Annotated in this window: 16 protein-coding genes and 1 tRNA gene; 5 read left to right on the forward strand and 12 right to left on the reverse strand. The window is 65.4% G+C overall.

Annotated elements, in window-relative coordinates:
- Positions 1-228 precede the first annotated feature (228 nt).
- Both QN315_RS07045 and QN315_RS07050 read left to right on the forward strand, forming a co-directional pair.
- The gene (locus tag QN315_RS07045; protein WP_323992483.1) at positions 229-510 is read left to right on the forward strand and encodes a hypothetical protein; all 282 of its coding nucleotides are present in this window, start codon (positions 229-231) and stop codon (positions 508-510) included.
- Positions 511-738: 228 nt separating this feature from the next.
- Entirely contained in the window at positions 739-1,473 is a 735-nt protein-coding gene (locus tag QN315_RS07050) for a hypothetical protein (protein WP_323992484.1), read from the forward strand.
- Here QN315_RS07050 and QN315_RS07055 read toward each other — a convergent pair.
- The 6 genes from QN315_RS07055 to QN315_RS07080 all read right to left on the reverse strand — a co-directional run bounded on the left by QN315_RS07055 (position 1,447) and on the right by QN315_RS07080 (position 4,749).
- Complete coding sequence (locus QN315_RS07055; protein WP_323992487.1) at positions 1,447-2,295, reverse strand: hypothetical protein; 849 nt, start codon at positions 2,293-2,295, stop codon at positions 1,447-1,449. The two genes, QN315_RS07050 and QN315_RS07055, sit on opposite strands and share 27 nt — an antisense overlap.
- Before the next feature lie 464 nt (positions 2,296-2,759).
- Positions 2,760-3,083, reverse strand: a complete 324-nt coding sequence (locus tag QN315_RS07060; RefSeq protein WP_323992488.1) for a hypothetical protein — start codon at positions 3,081-3,083, stop codon at positions 2,760-2,762.
- A gap of 3 nt (positions 3,084-3,086) precedes the next feature.
- A complete protein-coding gene (locus QN315_RS07065; RefSeq protein WP_323992490.1) occupies positions 3,087-3,497 on the reverse strand; it encodes a hypothetical protein in 411 nt (136 codons plus the stop codon).
- A gap of 239 nt (positions 3,498-3,736) precedes the next feature.
- Positions 3,737-3,937: a hypothetical protein gene (locus QN315_RS07070; protein WP_323992492.1), complete on the reverse strand. Its 201-nt coding sequence runs from the start codon at positions 3,935-3,937 to the stop codon at positions 3,737-3,739.
- 86 nt (positions 3,938-4,023) lie between these two features.
- Positions 4,024-4,221 carry a DUF2283 domain-containing protein gene (locus QN315_RS07075; RefSeq protein ID WP_323992493.1) on the reverse strand — a complete coding sequence of 66 codons (198 nt, stop codon included), beginning with the start codon at positions 4,219-4,221 and terminating at the stop codon, positions 4,024-4,026.
- 442 nt (positions 4,222-4,663) lie between these two features.
- A tRNA-Tyr gene (locus QN315_RS07080) sits at positions 4,664-4,749 on the reverse strand.
- Positions 4,750-4,855: 106 nt separating this feature from the next.
- Between QN315_RS07080 and rlmB the strand changes: the two genes are divergently transcribed.
- From rlmB to QN315_RS07095, 3 genes are all read left to right on the forward strand, one after another.
- On the forward strand, positions 4,856-5,707 hold the full coding sequence (gene rlmB / locus QN315_RS07085; protein ID WP_408904599.1) for a 23S rRNA (guanosine(2251)-2'-O)-methyltransferase RlmB: 852 nt from the start codon (positions 4,856-4,858) through the stop codon (positions 5,705-5,707).
- Positions 5,704-6,135: a GFA family protein gene (locus tag QN315_RS07090; protein ID WP_323992495.1), complete on the forward strand. Its 432-nt coding sequence runs from the start codon at positions 5,704-5,706 to the stop codon at positions 6,133-6,135. The genes rlmB and QN315_RS07090 overlap by 4 nt, the downstream gene beginning before the upstream one ends.
- Positions 6,136-6,358: 223 nt before the next feature.
- Positions 6,359-6,664, forward strand: a complete 306-nt coding sequence (locus QN315_RS07095; RefSeq protein WP_408904622.1) for a VOC family protein — start codon at positions 6,359-6,361, stop codon at positions 6,662-6,664.
- 7 nt (positions 6,665-6,671) lie between these two features.
- Here QN315_RS07095 and QN315_RS07100 read toward each other — a convergent pair whose 3' ends face one another.
- The 6 genes from QN315_RS07100 to QN315_RS07125 all read right to left on the reverse strand — a co-directional run bounded on the left by QN315_RS07100 (position 6,672) and on the right by QN315_RS07125 (position 18,399).
- Entirely contained in the window at positions 6,672-8,270 is a 1,599-nt protein-coding gene (locus tag QN315_RS07100) for an amidase (protein WP_323992499.1), read from the reverse strand.
- Between the two features lie 156 nt (positions 8,271-8,426).
- Positions 8,427-10,061, reverse strand: a complete 1,635-nt coding sequence (locus QN315_RS07105; RefSeq protein WP_323992501.1) for an efflux transporter outer membrane subunit — start codon at positions 10,059-10,061, stop codon at positions 8,427-8,429.
- Positions 10,058-11,230, reverse strand: coding sequence for an efflux RND transporter periplasmic adaptor subunit (locus tag QN315_RS07110; protein WP_323992503.1), 1,173 nt, complete (start codon positions 11,228-11,230; stop codon positions 10,058-10,060). The genes QN315_RS07105 and QN315_RS07110 overlap by 4 nt, the downstream gene beginning before the upstream one ends.
- A complete protein-coding gene (locus tag QN315_RS07115; protein ID WP_323992505.1) occupies positions 11,230-14,418 on the reverse strand; it encodes an efflux RND transporter permease subunit in 3,189 nt (1,062 codons plus the stop codon). Before QN315_RS07115 ends, QN315_RS07110 begins: the two co-directional genes overlap by 1 nt.
- 500 nt (positions 14,419-14,918) lie before the next feature.
- Positions 14,919-16,772, reverse strand: coding sequence for a dihydroxy-acid dehydratase (ilvD, locus tag QN315_RS07120; RefSeq protein ID WP_323992507.1), 1,854 nt, complete (start codon positions 16,770-16,772; stop codon positions 14,919-14,921).
- Between the two features lie 139 nt (positions 16,773-16,911).
- On the reverse strand, positions 16,912-18,399 hold the full coding sequence (locus tag QN315_RS07125) for an efflux transporter outer membrane subunit (RefSeq protein WP_323993301.1): 1,488 nt from the start codon (positions 18,397-18,399) through the stop codon (positions 16,912-16,914).
- Between the last annotated feature and the right edge of the window lie 23 nt (positions 18,400-18,422).

Consider the following 18,422-nt stretch of genomic DNA (forward strand, 5'->3'; position numbering starts at 1 on the left):
GCCCGCTTGTCTCCTTCAGTCATGACGGTCCTGAGGCAACGGGATCAGCAAAGCCGATCGACGCAGGAGCGACAAGGCCTTCTGCCGCGCCGTACATCACAGGTTCGTTCTTCGTCGAAGATCGTGCCGTCCGGACCGCATGCGGCGGGCGCGACGGACGCCGTCTGGCCAAGCTGTCCGACCGGATTTAGGGTGGGCCCGCCGGGGGTAAGGGAAGGACATTCCGACGTGAAACGTGCTTCGTTCCTTGCGATCGCCTTGCTGGCCGTGTCCGGCTGTTCTCATCCGATCGACCGGCGGGACGATCCGCGTGCCGCCCTGTTTCGGAACGTAGGCGTCCCCCCGTTTGTGGGCGCGCCGGACGAAACGCCGAATGACGCCAGGATGCATGGGCAGATGACGATGGGCGTCGCCTCAAGCCGAGGCCGTGGCGTCGTGCCGATGAGTTCGGCCAACGTGACCAATGTGCTGCCGGGCGTAAGCATCGGTGGTGCGTCATGGGGGATGTAGGACGCGAAAACGGCGACGGTGGGGGTCCATGAAGCCGGCGTGCCGTCGTGCGACATGAACCGCCTCCGCGGCAGTCCCGCAGCCAGTCCGGGCATTTCGATCGCCGATGCAAAATAATACGAATACAGAATGAATTAATAAAAATACAAATATTCCGATCGTATCAATATCGTTAAAAATGAGTAATCTTTCGGTCGGGCAATCTCGCCCGAAGAAGAGATTACGCAAATGTCAACAAAACTTCGTCCATTTCTGGATGCGATTGAAATAAACCATGGCCAAAAAATAGATATTGGCCGTTTCTTTCTAAACCTTTCCGAATCTGCGCGTCAGTTGGGCATATCATGGCATATGGGACGCGATTTCGATCGCATGGCAGAAGTCAATCGAATGCATCAGGATACGTGGGAGCCGCTTTCACCCATTTACGATCCTGAACTGTCCGATATCAATCCGGATAATGTCATCTATATCGAGGGCCAAGCCGGTGGCGATCCGGTCGTGACGTTGATCCTGCGCCGCTATGATTGGCCAACGAGCACGTTGCGGGAGGAATGGGAATCGGGCCGCCTTGCCTATCGCGACCCAGGCACGCAGATGGGTCCGCACGAAAAATGGATCGCGGACGCGCCAATAGCTGCCGAAATTAGTGGGCGAGTCGTCTTCGCCGGTGGTCTTTGGTGTCATCCCAGCTTTCGCCGCAAGCGGCTTCCGGTTCTGACCATCGCCATGATGCGCAGTATTTCGCTCGCGGTTTGGAAGCCGGATTTTACCATCGGTATGGTAGAGCGCGGTCCATTGACACGCACCCTTCTGCCTTTATACGGCAACCCGGCCGTTCAAGGCGGTATGCAAATCATCGGCGCCTGGCGTACCTTCGACTGCAATCTGATCTGGGAAACACCAGATATATTGATCCGCCATATCCGGAATCACTCAATGCATGCGAACCAGCCTGAGTAATGGAACGGAACTGACGAAAATGTCAGATGTGCTCGTCCGCCACGGTAAGAGCAGCCGTTCGTAGCGGGACCAGAACCTGGAGCCATCGGGGTGTGTCACAAGTGCCTCGATGAGTTCCAGGCGAGGGGCCTGGCTGTGCGCTACGCCAAAATAGCTGCGGGTAGCGGGAAGGATATATGCGCTGTCGGGCAGGTCCCGTACATCTCGGCCAAGCAGGCTTTCATAAGAAAGTTCGCCATATTTCCCGTATGTCTGCGGCCATGCCTCAATCAGGCAGCGGTCTTGTCCCGGCATCCACGCGACTGCCCCGCTTCCGAACGCCGGGTTGGCGGTAATCCTGGAGATGCTCCGCGCGTTCGTATAACGCTTCGCCTCTTTCCAGATTGCAAATGCCGCCTGCATGCTTGCACGCTTCGAATCCCGGAGTCGGTCCAAGGATAGATTCACAATGGTAGGCGATCCGGACGATTCCTCTTCATCAGGCGTTGCGATCTGGAGTGCCCGGAGGCGGGCGACGGCGTCGTTGAGGTTGTGAAGAACTTCCAGCGGCGCGAATAACGTACCGGCGCGTTCGAGGACGATGCGCGGCGGTGCGTGATAGAGGATAATCTCGAGTACGCGTTGCAGACAGGCTGCCGGGAACAATGCCGGCTGAAAGCGGATACGTGTATAACGCGCGAATGTCGCTATGGCTGCGAATCCGAGATTCCGTATAGAATACGAAACCAGGTCACAATCGCGTCCAAAATACCCAAGGTATCTAAATAATTCATTGCTATTCGGATACCATATCCTTCCGTCAGGGCCGACCAGAATTTCCATATTGCATCACTTTTGCACTATACCAATTTTTAATATGGCACACACGTTCCGTTTTTGGAAGTGATATCGTTCACATTTCACATTTCTCAATTTTCGATTACTTTCTGAGCATTGGCGGCAGGACGGGGCATGAAGGCCGCCGAGGCTTTGCATGGAGTAGAAGGTACACTCTCCATATTCCATCCAATAGCCAGAGAACCGATGGAACATGCGGGATATCGATAAGAACTTGTGTTTACTCCATAGTATTGCCGAATTAATTCGGGAACCACCCCGTAAGGCTGTGAAGGTGATAGCTCATTCTCGGACCAGGCCACAATTCCGCGTATTCGCCAGGAGCCACTGGCGTGGGAACGCCCTCAGGCTTATCTGCCGATCCGACAATGTGCTCATCTTTTTGGAAAAACAAACCGGTGAAACTCAGTCAATCGAAAGATCACGCGTCGATTATTGCGTCCCTTGTTCTAGACCTTTCCGAGGCGGATATGCCCGATCTCGCTCGTGTTGGAAATGTGCGTGCCGCCGCAGGGTTGAAGGTCTATGGTTTCAGAAAGCGAGCCGATCCGGATCAGGCGTATGGTGCCTTCCAATACGGGCAAGCGGCAAATTCTCGCCGTGACATCCAGCCGCCTGCTGGCACGCCGTCCCTTCCTGTCCGCCGCCGTCGCGGAACGCGGTCCAGCGATCTCCCGGTGCGTGGCCGACGCGGCGATCCGGGACGCAGTGATGGAACGGGTGCGAAAATAGATGATGTCTTCGTAGTCACCCGCCTCCTCAACGATATTCATCGCTCAGAAAGAGCTTCCGCTATCGTCGAAAGGAAATTTCAGGATGAGTTTCTGAAGACGGGGTATTACTACAGAAATTGAAGCGAGCGTTGACATGATTAATCCAAGAGAAAAAAGAAACATCGACATGTAAGGCTGAGAAAAAGCGAGCCATTTTGGAAAATCCATCATTTTTTGAAAATCCACCGATGCAGCGCCAAAGCTGGCTACGGATCCGCTGAAAGCCGCGGCGACAGCGTTCGAAACTTTCTTTGTTTCATTTTGTGCCGCTTCTCCCCAGAAGAGGGCTGATAATAATCCAGCAAGCGATGTAATAAAAATACTACTTGGCCCAATAAATTGATTGTAATCGAATAATAAAATAAAACATACGGAAAATACAGCTAAAATGAAAAAACAAGATATAAATTTCATGAATTTGCAAGGCTGCTTTGACCGAATTTCATTCATTGTTTCTACCATTTTGTTTTATAAATACGAACAATTCGAACCAATCGCAATATCGCGTTCTACGCGAAGATGCCGGAAGCCGGAGCCAGCTCTACGTCTCCAGCGGGCGAATCATGGCACCACGCCCTTTCTTTCGACCGCCTTGCAGGAACGCGCGCCCAGCATCCAAGCGCGCGTGGCAGGCGCGGCAATCCGAGACGTGGTCATGGAAGGGGTACGGAGGTGATGCCGGCATCGCGCGCAACCTGTGCCATGCCGCGCGCCCGGCCGGCGGTGGCGAAGGCGTTGGCAATATAGGCCGCGTCGCCGCTTTCCAGCGCATCGGAGATCAGTTCCGCCTGGGCATCGGGCGTATCGATGAACGCGGCGGGATCAAACCGTGTCGTTTCCAGTGCAGTGGTCATGTTCGTGCTTCCAGCATCAGCACCCGCCTCGCCGACGCTGCAATCCATGATATCGCCATGGAGCAGGTCGGAAACAGGGGCACCCGTTAGGCGGCAGCATTACGACCGGGACGCGCCGTTCGTTCCCGGACATCCAGCACTTCGATGCCGATCAGATTGCCGGCGGCATCGTAGTCCAGCATGACGCCAGGGGAGACTTCGTGCGTCTCTGCTGATTTTGCCCCCTCGGGGCCGACCCAGATGAACAGGGCGTTCGTCTGGGGATCATAGCTGGTCCGGATCATGGCTTCGGCCTCCGTTTCTCGGCATCCCTATCCGGGAAGACGCAGCACGCGGTCACCCAGCTCAGAGATAGCACGATACGAGCGTATGCGATCCGCATGAACCGGATCAGCCTCGCGCCACTCTGGATATAGAGTACCGTCTGTTCAACCCATTCCGCGATCATCCCGCGTCGCTCCGTCGCTTCTAGCGCATGGGGCTTAAAGATCAGGGACACGGCTTTTCCTTCGCCGCCTCAAGCCCAAGCAAGATCAAGCGCCGGATGGTTTCGGCTTCGGACGGCAACCTATTGTCATAACGGTATTCGCTCAAACGTCCCTACAGGGTCGGTTCTCGCTGGAAATTAACAAATACCACCCAGAACAATTTTTAGGGCCATTCTTGGGGCCAAGAATGGCAATCCCTAGAATTTCCTTGAAAGATCAAATTGTTATGGAATATATTTGGTGGAAGGGGTTGGATTCGAACCAACGTAGGCGCACGCCAGCGGATTTACAGTCCGCCCCCTTTAGCCACTCGGGCACCCTTCCGTGTTGGAAAGGGTGGTTAAGGCCATTCGGCCGGCATGTCAACGCCCTGTTGTCATGCCCTGTCGCCATGGCGTGACGCGGGCGGTGGTTCGGCCTATATCGGGCCATGCGCAGCCGCCCTCCGCGTCGTCCGGACGCCCGTCCCGCCAGCCGCCCGCCTGCCCGGGCGGAGAATCCCGCCGCCAGCATGCCCGCCGACCGTCCGGCGCGGCCCAGGGGCGGCGCGCCGCGCGTCGGCACGCCGCCGCGCGGGACCTACTGGCTTTATGGCCTGCATCCGGTGCTGGCGGCCCTGGGCAACCCGGAACGCCGGATCCGGCAGATCGTGGCGACCGAGGAGGGCGAGGCCGCGTTGCGGGCGCGCCTGACCGCCCCGTTGCCGATGCAGCCCCAGCGGACCGACCGCACGCGGCTGGAGGCCCTGTGCGGCCGCGATGCCGTGCATCAGGGCATTGCCGTCCTGACCGATGCGCTGCCCTCGCTGGCGATCGAGGACGTGACCGGGCGCCCCGGGCCGGTGCTGGTGCTGGACCAGGTGACCGATCCGCGCAATGTCGGCGCGATCCTGCGCTCGGCCGCCGCGTTCGGCGCCGCCGCCGTGGTGGTGATGGAACGCAACGCCCCGGACGAAACCGGCGCGCTGGCCAAGGCCGCGTCGGGCGCGCTGGAAATCGTGCCGCTGCTGCGGGTGGTCAATCTGGCCCGCACGCTGGAGACGCTGAAAACCCTGGGCTTCTGGGTCGTCGGGCTGGATGCGGGGGGCGGCGTCCTGAACGGCGCGGCCTTTGGACAGCGGCGGGTGGCGCTGGTCCTGGGGGCCGAGGGGGACGGGCTGCGCCGGCTGACCCGCGAACATTGCGACGAGATCGCGGGCCTGGCGATGCCGGGCGAGATGGAAAGCCTGAACGTCTCGAACGCCGCCGCCGTGGCCCTGTATGAACTGATCCGCGCCCCGTGACAGGGACGCCCACGCATGTCGAGGAGCATGCCATGCCATCGCTGACCGGCAGCTGCCTATGCGGCGCCGTGACCTATCGCATCGACGGCGCGCCGCTGGATTTCGTGCTGTGCCATTGCATGCGCTGCCGCAAGACCACCGGCGGCGCCTATGCCGCCAACCTGATCGCCCGCCCCGATGACCTGACCTGGACCGCCGGGCAGCGCGACGTCGCGCGCTGGGACCTGCCCACCGCCCGCAGCTTCGCCACCGCGACCTGCCGCATCTGCGGCACCCCGGTCCCCCACGCGACGCGCAACGGGCAATTGATGATCGTCCCGGCCGGCACGCTGGACGGCGAGCCGCCCCTGGCGCCCCGCCGGCAGATCTTCACCGAATCGAAAGCCGGGTGGTGCATCGCTGTGCCCGGCCTGCCGGTGGAGCCGTAGCTGCCACGGAGCGAGGAACGAACGGATGTTCAGCCACATCACCATCGGCGTCAGCGACGTCGGCCGCGCGGCCTTGTTCTATGACGCCTTCCTGGCGCCCCTAATGTCCCGATTCCGAAATTCGCAAGCGAATTTCGGAATCGAAAAGACACTAGAATCAATATTTTAGTGGCCTGCTGATCCGAGAAATTCTCATAAGAATTTCTCGGGCAGGACACTAGGCATCACCCGCGTGTGGACGGCCGAGGACGGCACCTTCGCCTGCTGGCGCAAGGGACATGACGGCCCGGCGCTTTTCGTCTGCCGGCCCTTCGACGGCCAGCCGGCCGCGCCGGGCAATGGCTGGATGTGCGCGCTGAACGCCGAGAGCCGCGACGCAGTTCACGCCGCCTGGGACGCCGCGATGGCGTTCGGCGGCACCGACGAGGGTGCGCCCGGGCCGCGCCCGCATTATGGCCCGACCTATTTCGGCGCCTATGTCCGCGATCCGGACGGCAACAAGCTGCACGTCGTCTGCCGCGCCCCGTAGGGCGTCTTCAGTGGCTTGTCCTGCCTTGGGTTATACTGCCTTGGGTGGCCTGTTCGAATCCGTAGCCCAGGGCGAGCAGCAGCGCCTCGGACCAGGCGGGCCCGATGAAGGACAGGCCGACCGGCAGGCCGCGCACCCGCCCCATTGGCACGCTGAGATGCGGATAGCCCGCCACCGCCGCCAGCGATCCGGCCCCCGTGCCGTCGCCGGGCCGGTCGCCCAGCACCGGGTCGGTCAGCCAGGCCGGCCCGGTGGTCGGCGCCACCAGCGCGTCCAGCCGGTCATGCGCCAGCATCGCGTCGATCCCCTGCGCCCCGGCCAGGCGGTGCGCGGTCTGCCGCGCGGCCTGATAGACGGGGTCGGTCAGGCTGGGCGCCTGCGCCGCCTTTTCCAGCAGATCCTGCCCGAACCACGGCATTTCGCGGTCGGCATGCGCGCGGTCGAAGGCGATCAGCGCCGGCAGGTCGCGCACCGTCACCGCCGGCGGCGTCCGCGCCAGATAGGCATTCAGCCCCACGCGGAATTCCGTCAGCATCGCCGCCATCTCGACCGCGTCGATCGGCTTGCTGTCGAAGGCCGGGATGTCCACCAGCACCGCCCCGCCGGCGCGCAGCCGCGCCAGCGCCGCGTCGAACAGGGCGCGCACGTCCGGATTGTCGCCCTGGGCGAAGCGCATGACGCCGATCCGCCGGCCGGCCAGCGCCCCGGGCCGCAGCCCGGCCAGGTAGTCCGTCCGATGCCGGTCCGCCGGCAGGGTGGCGGGATCGTCCGGATCGGTCCCCGCCATGACGCCCAGCAGCAGCGCCGCGTCGCGCACGTCGCGCGTCATCGGGCCCGCCGTGTCCTGGCTGGCGGAGATCGGCACGATGCGGCTGCGCGACACCAGCCCGACCGTCGGTTTCAGCCCGACGATGCCGTTGACCGAGGCCGGACAGGTGATCGAACCGTCGGTTTCGGTGCCGATCGCCGCCGCCGCCAGCCCCGCCGCCACCGCCACCCCGCTGCCGGCGCTGGAGCCGCAGGCCGTGCGCGCCAGGTCGTAGGGGTTGCGCGTCAGGCCGCCCACCGCGCTCCATCCGCTGCTGGAATGGGCGGAGCGGAAATTGGCCCATTCCGACAGATTGGTCTTGCCCAGCACGATCGCCCCGGCGGCGCGCAACCGCGCCACGACCGGCGCGTCGCGATGGCTGACATTGGCCGCCAGGGCCAGCGAGCCCGCCGTGGTGGGCAGGTTCTCGCGCGTTTCGATATTGTCCTTGACCAGGATCGGCAGGCCGTAGAGCGGCCCGCGCACCCCGCGCGTCCGCGCCAGGGCGGCGGCCTGGGCCGGAGCGTCGGGATTGACCGCCAGCACGGCGTGCAGCCCGCCCCGCCCGCCATCCAGCCGCGCGATCCGGCCGCGATAATCCCGCACCAGCGCCTCGGGCGACAGCCGCCCGGCGCGCATCGCCGCCACCAGCGCCGAGGCGCTGCCGGATGCCGAAGGCACAGCGGGGGCGGGCCCGTGCGCCAGGGCCGGCCCGGCCGCCGCCAGCATCAGCAGCCCCCCGACCAGCCCGTACCCTGCCCCGCCTTTGCCCGTCCGCCCGGCCAATGTCGCCTCCATTCCCGTTTTCACCACAGACTGTTACGGCCCCGGCCTGATCTGGCAAGAGGGCGGACCTGGCAAGGGGGCGGGCCGGCCAATCGACGGCTGATAAAAAAGCCTGGGTCCGCGGGGCGGAACCCAGGCTTGACGCGATGCCGGCGGAGCCGGTTCGGGTCAGTGCGCCGTCATGGCGGCAGGCGTCATGGCGGCCGGCGCCATTGCGGCGGTTCCGACCTTGGGCGCCGCCGATCCGGCCAGGTCGTCGTACGGCGTCTCGTCCCGTACGCCGGCGATGCCGCCGGCCGGGGCCGGATGGCGCAACCCGTCATATTGCAGGATCGAGAAGCTCATGGTCTGGTCGGGCGTCGGCAGCAGCCTGTCGTTCCAGCCGCCGCCCAGCGCGCGGATCAGTCCCACCTGCGCCTGGAAATAGCGCGTGGCGACCTGCACCTGCGAGATCTGGGCGTCCAGCGCCGCTTCCTGCGCGATGATCGCGTCCAGGTAGGGCGACAGCCCGCCCTTGTACAGGGTCATGGTCATGTTCTGCATGTCCAGCGCCGCCGAGACCGCCGCCTTCAGCCGGTCGGTCTCGGCCCAGAGGCGGCTGGTGCGCGACAGCCCGTCCTCGACCTCGCGGAATGCCGACAGCACCGTGGCGCGGTAATGGTCGCGCATCTCGCGATAGCCGGCCCAGGAGGACTGCAACGCGGCCCGGCGCAGCCCGCCCTCGAAGATCGGCATCGAGGCCGAGGCCCCGTAGGACCACATGCTGTTCGCCAGATTGGCCAGGTCGAACCCGTTGGCGTCGAACCCGCCATTCGCGCTGAGCGCGATATGCGGATAGAACGCCGCGCGCGCCACGCCGATCATCCGGTTGGCCTGCGCCATCTCGCGCTCGGACGACGCGATGTCGGGCCGGCGCTGCAGCAGGTCGGACGGCACGCCGGTCGGAATCGCCGCCCGGGCGAAATCCAGCCGGTCGGACGGGGCGATATGGAAGCCGGACGGCGCGCTGTTGGTCAGCACGGCGATCGCGTGCTCGGTCACCTCGCGCTGGGCCAGGATATCCAGCTCGGCCGCCTGGGTGACATAGAGCCGGTTCTGCGCGCGCGCCAGGTCCAGACGCGGCGCCGCCTGGTTGGCGAGCTGGGTCTGGGTGACCGACACCGCCTTCTGGTAATAGGCGATGGATTTGCGATAGATCGCGTCCTGCGCGTCATAGCCGCGCAGCGCGATATAGTCGCTGGCCAGTTCGGCCTGCAGGCTGAGGCGCGCCGAGGCGTAATCGGCCGCCTTCTGCTGCGCCGAATATTTCGCCACCCGGACCTGGTTGCGGATTTCCGACCAGAAATCGGGCTCCCACGAGGCCAGGCCGCCATAGAATTCGTCGGTCTGGGTCAGCGCGCCCTTGTAGCGGAACAGCCGGTCGGCCGACTGCTTGTTGTCCGACGCGCCGAAGGCCAGGCCGAAATGCGGCAGCAGGTCGGCACGCGCCTGCATGACCATGGCGCGCGCCTGCACGAAGCGCTCGGCGGCCGCCTGCAGGTCGGCATTCGCGGCGGTCGCCTTGTCCTCCAGCGCGTCCAGTTGCGGATCATGCAGCAGAGTCCACCATTTTGCGGGGATCTGCGTATCCGCCGGCGTCGCGGTGGCGAACACGCCCTGGCCGTGCCACGATGCCGGCACGATGAAGGTCGGCGGGTGATAGGCCGGGGCCAGGTCGCAGGCGGACAGCGCCGCCAGCGACAGCACGGTGCCTCCGGACAGGGCGGTCCGGCGCAGGGAGGGGACGATCGAACGGACGATCATTCGCCGATTTCCTCCGGCTGGTCATAGCCTTTCGCCGGCGTGACCAGATGCACCTTCTGCCCTTCCAGCAGGTCGGCGGGCGGATTGTTGATGATCCGGTCGGTCGGCGCGATCCCGTCCGTCACCTCGGTCGAGGCGTCGGCCATGCGGCCGACCTGGATATTGTGGAAATGCACCCGGCTGTCGCCGTCCACCGTCGCGACCTGCATCCCGGGTTCCTGGAACACCAGGGTCGCGGTCGGGATCTCATACACGCCCGGGGTCGCCGGCGCCGTCAGCTTGACGGACGCGAACGTGCCCGGCCAGAGCGTATGGTCGTCATTGTCGATGGTGAATTCGGTCACCGCCGTGCGCGTGTTCGGGTCATAGCCGCGGGCGATCGTCAGGAACTGCGCCTTGAACACCCGGTTGGGGAATTGCGGCACGGTCACGTCCGCCGTCATGCCCGGCTTGAGCATGTAGGAGAACACTTCCGGCACCGAGACGAACAGGCGCACCTTGTGCATGTCCGCCACGGTGAAGAGCTGGCTGGCATCGCCATCGGTGCCATGCTCGCCCGAGCCGCTGCTGACATAGTCGCCGACATTGATGGTACGCGCCGTCACCACGCCGTCGAACGGCGCGACGATGGTCTTGAACCGTTCCAGGGCCTCGAAGCGGGCGACGTTATGTTCCGCCGCCTCCATGTCCGCCTGGCCGGATTTGCGGTTCGCGTCGGCCACCGACACCGACTGCCCCGACACGGCCTGCGACTTGGCCATGGCATGCCAGCGGTCGGCGCTGACCACCGCCAGGTTGTATTTGGCCTGCGCCGCCGCCAGGTCGGCCTTGGCCTGGGCATATTGCGCGTCCAGGCTGGGCGCGTTGATTTCGGCCAGGACGTCGCCGGCCTTTACCGTGGCGCCGTAATCCTTGTACCACATCTTCACGTAGCCCGACGCCTGGGGATAGATCGGCGCCTGGTACCAGGCGTCGATCGTGCCCGGCAGGGTCAGGGTCAGCGTCTTCGGGCCGGGCTTGGGCTGGACCACCGCCACGTCGGGCACCGCGTTTTCCAGCGTCGCGGCCCGCAGGACGCCGACCGCATGCATGCGCGTGACGACCTGATACCCCACGCACAGGGCCAGCACGCAGGCACCCCCCGCGAGAAGAACTTTGCTTGAAGCCATCAGACCGACTCCTTCCGGCGAGACGCGCGATTGTAAATGATTGCGTAAACACAAGGGACGAACAGAAGGGTGGAGATGGTGGCCACGATCAGGCCGCCGATCACCGCCTTGCCCAGCGGCGCGTTCTGCGAATTGCTGATCGACATCGGGACCATGCCCACGATCATCGCCGACGCTGTCATCAGCACCGGCCGGATACGGCCGAAGCCCGCTTCCAGCGCCGCCTTCAGCGCGTCGCCGTGGATTTCCAGCCGTTCACGGGCATAGGACACGACCAGGATCGAGTTGGCGGTCGCCGTGCCCATGCACATGATGGCCCCCGTCAGCGCCGGCACCGACAGGTGCGTATGCGTCAGGAACAGGCTCCACGAGATGCCCGCCAGCGCGCCCGGCAGCGCGGTGATGATGATGAACGGGTCCAGCCAGGACTGGAAGTTGACGACGATCAGCAGATAGATCAGCAGGATCGAAATCACGAGCCCGCCGATCAACTGGCTGTAGGCGCTGCGCATCGTCGTCGCCTGGCCTTCGATATCCACCGCCGCGCCGCGCGGCACGTCGTGCGCGGTCTGCGCGACGACCTTGTTCACGCCGGACAGGACCGAGCCCAGGTCGGTGCCTTCGGCCGACACGTAGATGTCGAAGGCGGGCATCGAGTTGTAGTGCGACACCTCGCCCGGCGTGCCGATGGCGCCCACCGAACTCATGGCCCCCAGCAATTGCAGGTTCTTGCCGCTGGGATCGCCGTCGCCCTTGTCGACCGGAATGGTCAGCAGGTCGTTGAAGTGCGTCAACTGGTCCTGCGAGACGTAGGTGTTCAACTGGAAGGTCACGCCCGTCTCGGGGTCGAACCAATATTGCGGATCGACGGTCGAGCTGCCCGACAGGGTCATCAGCTCGTTATCCGCCAGGTCGCCCGCGGTGACCCCGCCCATGGCCTGGCCGAAGCTGCGGTCGCCCTGCACGAACAGGGTCGGCGTTTCCATCGTCTGCTGCAGCGCCACGTCGGTGGCGCCCGGCACGGCGCGCAGCTTGTTCACCAGTTCCAGCGCGTATTTATAGCTGGCGCGCAGGTCGGGGCCCGCGATCTTGACGTCGATCGGCGAGGGCGATCCGAAATTCAGGATCTTGGCCGTCAGGTCGGCGGGCTGGAAGGTGAAGATCGTGCCCGGGAAGCTGGCCGAGAGGCCCTTGCGCAGCACGGCGCGATAATCCCACACCGGCGATTCCGGGTCCTTCAGCGTGATCGTCAGGTCGCAATCCTGCGTGCCGACGGTCGGCGTCGGGATGAAGGCCTGGTTGTGCGGGCCTTCGGGCAGACCGCAATTGCTGACCACGTCATCGACCTTGCCCGGCAGCAATTCCCTGGTCCGGTCGCTGACCAGCGCCGCGATGCGGGCGGCCACCTCGATCCGGGTGCCCAGCGGCGCGCGGAAATGCATCTGCAACTGGTCGGACATGATTTCGGGGAAGAAGTCACGCCCCGCCACCGTGAACAGCACCAGCGAGAGCACGGACGCCCCCAGGAAGACGAAGACGAACCGGCCACGGATCGCGATCGCCCATTGCAGGAAGCGGCCGTACCCCTCGCGGAAGGCGTTGAAGCGCCGTTCGAACCCGCGCTGGAACCGGATGAAGACGTTGCCGCCCCGTGGGCCACCCTGGGATTCCGCGGCGTGGTCGACATGGCCGTGCGGCCCATGCACCTGACCGGCCAGCAGGAACTTCGCCATGGTCGGCACCAGGGTGCGCGACAGGATGAAGGACGCGATCATGGCGAAGATGATCGCCTCGGCCATCGGCATGAACAGCCAGCCCGCGACCCCGCCCAGTTCGAACAATGGCAGCCAGACGATGCAGATGCAGGTGGTGGAGACGAAGGTCGGGATGACGATCTGGTTGGCCGCGTCGATGATCGCGACCTCCAGTTCCTTGCCCATCTCCAGATGGGTGTCGATGTTCTCGATCATCACGGTGGCGTCGTCGACCAGGATGCCGACCGCCAGCGCCAGGCCGCCCAGCGTCATGACGTTGATGGTCTGACCCGCCCAGTTCAACCCGATGATCGAGCACAGGATCGCCAGCGGGATCGAGGTGGCGATGATGATCGTCGAGCGCCACGAGCCGAGGAACAGCAGCACCACCAGGCCGGTCAGGAACGCCGCCGTGACCATTTCACGCAGCACGTCCTTGATCGAATCCTTCACGAAGCCCGAGGCGTCGCTGAGCACGCTGATATGCACCGAGGCCGGCAGCACCGCGCGCAGGCGCGGCAGCAGCGCCTTCACCCCCGAGACGACGTCGAGCGTCGAGGCGTCGCCGCTTTTCATCACCACCATGATGACGGCCTGGCGCCCCTGGACCAGCACGACGTTGGTCTGCGGATGCCCGCCGCGATAGACCTCGCCCAAATCATGCACGTAGACGACCGAGTTGCCGACGCGCTTGACCGGGATGTTGCCCAGTTCCTCCATCGAGCGCGGGGTGGCGTTGGTCTGCACCATCCAGTCCGTGGCGCCGATCTTCTGGTCGCCGGCGGGGCGCACCGCGTTCTGCTTGTCGAAGACGTTCTGCACGTCCATCGCCGAGAGGTGGTGCGCCATCAACTGCTTCTGGTTCAGCGCCACCATCACGAAATTGTCCATGCCGCCATAGGGATGCGGCACGATCGCGCCCGGCACGGTCACCAGCAGGGTCCGCACGCGGATATGCGCCAGCTTGAACAGGTCCGAGGGCGTCAGCTTGTCCGAGGTCAGCTTCAGCGAGATGACCGGCACCGAGGACGCTTCCAGCTTCATGATCATCGGCGCCGGGATATGTTCCGGCATCTGCTGGAGCACGGTCTGCGAGATCGCGGTCACGTCGGCCTCGGCCGAGCCGATGTCGGTGCCGGGCTGGAAGAAGATCTTGACGATGCCGCGGCCATAGAAGGAATCGGCTTCCATGTGCTCGATTCCCTCGACCGTCGAGGTCACGCCCTGCTCGTAGTTATAGATGATGCGGCCGGCGAATTCCTCGGGCAGCATGCCGCCATAGGTCCAGACCACCGCGATGGCGGGGATCCTGATGTTGGGGAAAACGTCGGTCGGCGTCTTGAAGATGGACAAGACACCGAACATCACGATCAGGATCGACAGGACGACGAACGTGTACGGCCGTCGCAGGGCCGTCACTACTATTGCATTCATAAGCGGCCTTTTCCCTGTTCAGGACTTTCTGGCGCGGGGGCGGGGCGGGGCGTCGGTGCCGCGCCTGGCGGACGGACCGTACAGGTCAGGCGCTGTTGCGATATGACGCGGTCATCGAAGACTCCCTGTGGCGGCTCGTGCGCGCAACGGCACGCGATCTCATCACACACGATATAGCGAGGAGTATGTCAAACTATGTATGAAAAGACGTTCATCTGTTTAAAACAATTTTCATTAATGGAATTTCGGGACGATCATTCCGGAAATATCCGCAATGTCACCGATTATTGCGCGACAAATTATTGCGTATCGTAACAAGTACAGGAATAAAGTCGATAAGCAATCCATAATGACGGCGTCACTGTACCGAATATTACATCATGGCGGCCCGGATGGCGCGCGGAAATAACGACGCTCCCGCCTGATTAAGGGCGAGGGCGCACAATACGGTCATGAATTGTTTTTGGAGCGGGGACCGATCCGTCCCCGGAACCTTGCGTTCAGCGGCGGCGCAACTGGCCGACGTCGCGCACCGCGCCGCGCGCGGCGCTGGTGGTCAGGGCGGCATAGGCCTGCAATGCGGTGGACACCACCCGGTCGCGCCGCGGCTGCCAGGCGGCGTCGCCCTTTTCCTCCATCCGCCGGCGGCGCGCCGCCAGTTCGGATTCGGGCACCGTGGTGCGCAGCACGCGGTTGGGGATGTCGATCTCGACGATGTCGCCGTCTTCCAGCAGGCCGATCGCCCCGCCCTCGGCGGCCTCGGGCGAGATATGGCCGATCGACAGGCCCGCACTTCCGCCCGAGAACCGTCCGTCGGTGATCAGCGCGCACTGCTCCGCCAGCCCCTTCGATTTCAGGTAGCTGGTCGGATAGAGCATTTCCTGCATGCCCGGGCCGCCCTTCGGCCCCTCATAGCGGATGACGACGACGTCGCCCGCGACGATCCGGCCGCCCAGGATCGCGGACACCGCCGCGTCCTGGCTTTCGAAGATCCGCGCCGGGCCGGAGAAGCGCAGCAGCCCCGCCGCCACGCCCGCCGTCTTCACGATCGCGCCGTCCTCGGCGATGTTGCCGTACAGCACCGCCAGCCCGCCATCCCGGCTGAAGGCGTGCGCCCCGTCGCGGATCGCCCCCTGGGCGCGGTCCAGGTCCAGGTCGTGATACCGGCTGGCCTGCGAGAAGGCCTGGGTGGTACGCACCCCGCCCGGCGCGGCGCGGAACAGCGTGCGCGCGGCCTCGGGCGCGTCGGGGGCCGACACGTCCCAGTTTTCCAGCGCCTGGGCCAGCGAGGGGGCATGGACCATCGGCACCTCGCGGTGCAGCAGGCCCAGCCGGTCCAGTTCGCCCATGATGGCGAAGATGCCGCCGGCACGATGCACGTCTTCCATATGCACGTCGGCCTTGGACGGCGCGACCTTGCACAGATGCGGCACCCGGCGCGACAGGCGGTCGATGTCGGCCATGGTGAAGGGCACCGCGCCCTCATGCGCGGCGGCCAGCAGGTGCAGCACGGTGTTGGTCGACCCGCCCATGGCGATATCGACCGACATGGCGTTCTCGAATGCCTGCATGGTCGCGATCCCGCGCGGCAGGGCGGTGGGGTCGTCGTGCTCGTACCATTGGCGGGCCAGGCCGACGATCCGCCGCCCGGCCGCGAGGAACAGGTCGCGGCGGTCGGCATGGGTGGCCAGCAGGCTGCCATTGCCCGGCAGCGCCAGGCCCAGCGCCTCGGTCAGGCAGTTCATCGAGTTGGCGGTGAACATGCCCGAGCACGATCCGCAGGTCGGGCAGGCCGACCGCTCGATCGTCTCGGCCTCGGCGTCGCTGACGCGCGGATCGGCGGCCGAGACCATGGAGGTGATCAGGTCCACCCGGCGGTCGATGCCGTCCTGGCTGATCCGTCCGGCCTCCATCGGGCCGCCGGACACGAAGATGGCCGGGATGTTCAGCCGCATCGCGGCCATCAGCATGCCCGGCGTGATCTTGTCGCAATTGCTGATGCATACCAGCGCGTCGGCGCAATGCGCGTTGACCATGTATTCCACGGCATCGGCGATCAGCTCGCGCGACGGCAGGCTGTACAGCATGCCGCCATGGCCCATGGCGATCCCGTCATCCACCGCGATGGTGTTGAATTCGCGGGCGATTCCCCCGGCCTCGGCCACCGCGCCGGCCACGAGCTGGCCCAGATCCTTCAGATGGACATGTCCCGGCACGAACTGGGTGAAGGAATTGGCGACCGCGATGATCGGCTTGCCGAAATCGGCATCCTGCATGCCTGTGGCGCGCCACAGGCTGCGGGCCCCGGCCATGTTGCGGCCGTGCGTCGTCGTGCGGGAACGATAGGCGGGCATGTTTCTGCCTTTCGGATCATCAGGCGGGTCGTTGCCGGGCGGATACAGGACCGCCCCCCGGAAATCCACCTTTATATGGCATATATGGCATGGCCATATGGGACGGAACACCGTCCACGGCGCATCGGCGCCCATCCGGTCATTCCCAGCCGCCGCCCATCGCCTTGTACAGCGCGACCGCGTCCAGCAGGACCTGAAGGCGGGCCCGCACATCGTCCTGCCGCGCCGTCGCCAGCGCCGCCATGCTGTCCTGCACCGCCAGCGCGTCGCCGATTCCGTCGCGATAGCGCACCCGCGCCAGGTCCAGTCGCCCGGCCGCCACCCCGATGGCGGCCGCATCGCGGGCCTGGGTGTCGCGGTCGGTGCGCAGCGCCGCCAGCTCGTCCTCGACCTGCTGCAGGGCCGTCAGCACCGCCTGGCGGTAGGCCAGCGCGGCTTCGCGCTGCCGGGCCCGCGCCAGCGCCACGCCCGCGCGCAGCCGGCCGCCGGAAAACAGCGGCAGCGAGATGGCCGGCCCGAACTGATAGAACGTGTTGGCCCATTGCGCCAGGTCGGGCAGGGTCAGGCTGCGCTGCCCCACCTGGCCCGACAGGGTGATGTCGGGATAAAGCTGCGCCACCGCCACCCCGGTCTCGGCGGTGGCCGCATGCAGGCTGGCCTCGGCCTGGCGGATGTCGGGGCGGCGGCGGGTGATGGCGGCCGGCAGCGCGATCGCCACCCGGTCCGGCAGCGCGGGCAGCGGCGCCGGGGCCGCCAATGCCCCCTGCAGCGCCGCCGCCAGCGTGCCCGGCGCCTGGCCGGTCAGGACGGCCAGGCGGTTGATCGCCTGGGCGACCTGCTGATCCAGTTGGGGGGTTTGCGCCTGCGCCTGCAGCAGGGCGGCGCGCGCCTGGTCCAGCTCGGTGTCGTCGGCCAGGCCCTGGGCGCGACGGATGCGCGTCAGGTCCAGCGCCCGGGCCCGGGCGGCCGCCAGGATGGCGGCCTGCGCGCGCAGCGCCTGCCCGGCGCGCACTTGCAGATAGGCGCGCGCCACGTCGCCCTGCAGGGTCAGCAGCGCATCCCGGCTTGCTTCGAGCTGGGCCTGCAACTGGGCATGGGCCTGTTCGACCGCCCGGCGGACCCGGCCGAACAGATCCAGTTCCCACGATGCGTCGAACCCGACCTGATACAGGTCCAGCCCCTGGGCCAGGCCACCGATTCCGCCCGCGAATCCCGGCTGCCCCGCCGCCCCCGGCTGTCCGCTGCCCAGCGCCGTGAACAGCCCCGCCTCGCCCAGGCGCTCGCGGGTATAGAGGGCGGAGCCGGTCAGGGACGGCAGGCCGGCGGCACGCTGCGCCTGTTCCTGGGCGCGCGCCTGGGCGATGCGCGCGATGGTCTGCAGGAAGGCCGGATTGCCCGCCGTTGCGCGGGCGACCAGCCCGTCCAGCAGCGGATCGCCGAAGCGCCGCCACCAGGCCGGGTCGGCGGCCCGGGCCGCCGCCGCATCGCTTCCCGCCGGATCATGCCACGCGGCGGGTACATCCGGCGCGGGCGCATGATAGGCTGGGCCGACCGTGCAGCCCCCGGCCAGTCCCGCGGCGGCCAGCATCCCCAGCACCAGCATCCTCGGCACCAGCACCCCCGGCATCGGCCGCGCCGCCCGGTGCCTGG

The sequence above is a fragment of the Nguyenibacter sp. L1 genome (assembly GCF_035199985.1).
GTDB lineage: Bacteria > Pseudomonadota > Alphaproteobacteria > Acetobacterales > Acetobacteraceae > Gluconacetobacter > Gluconacetobacter vanlangensis.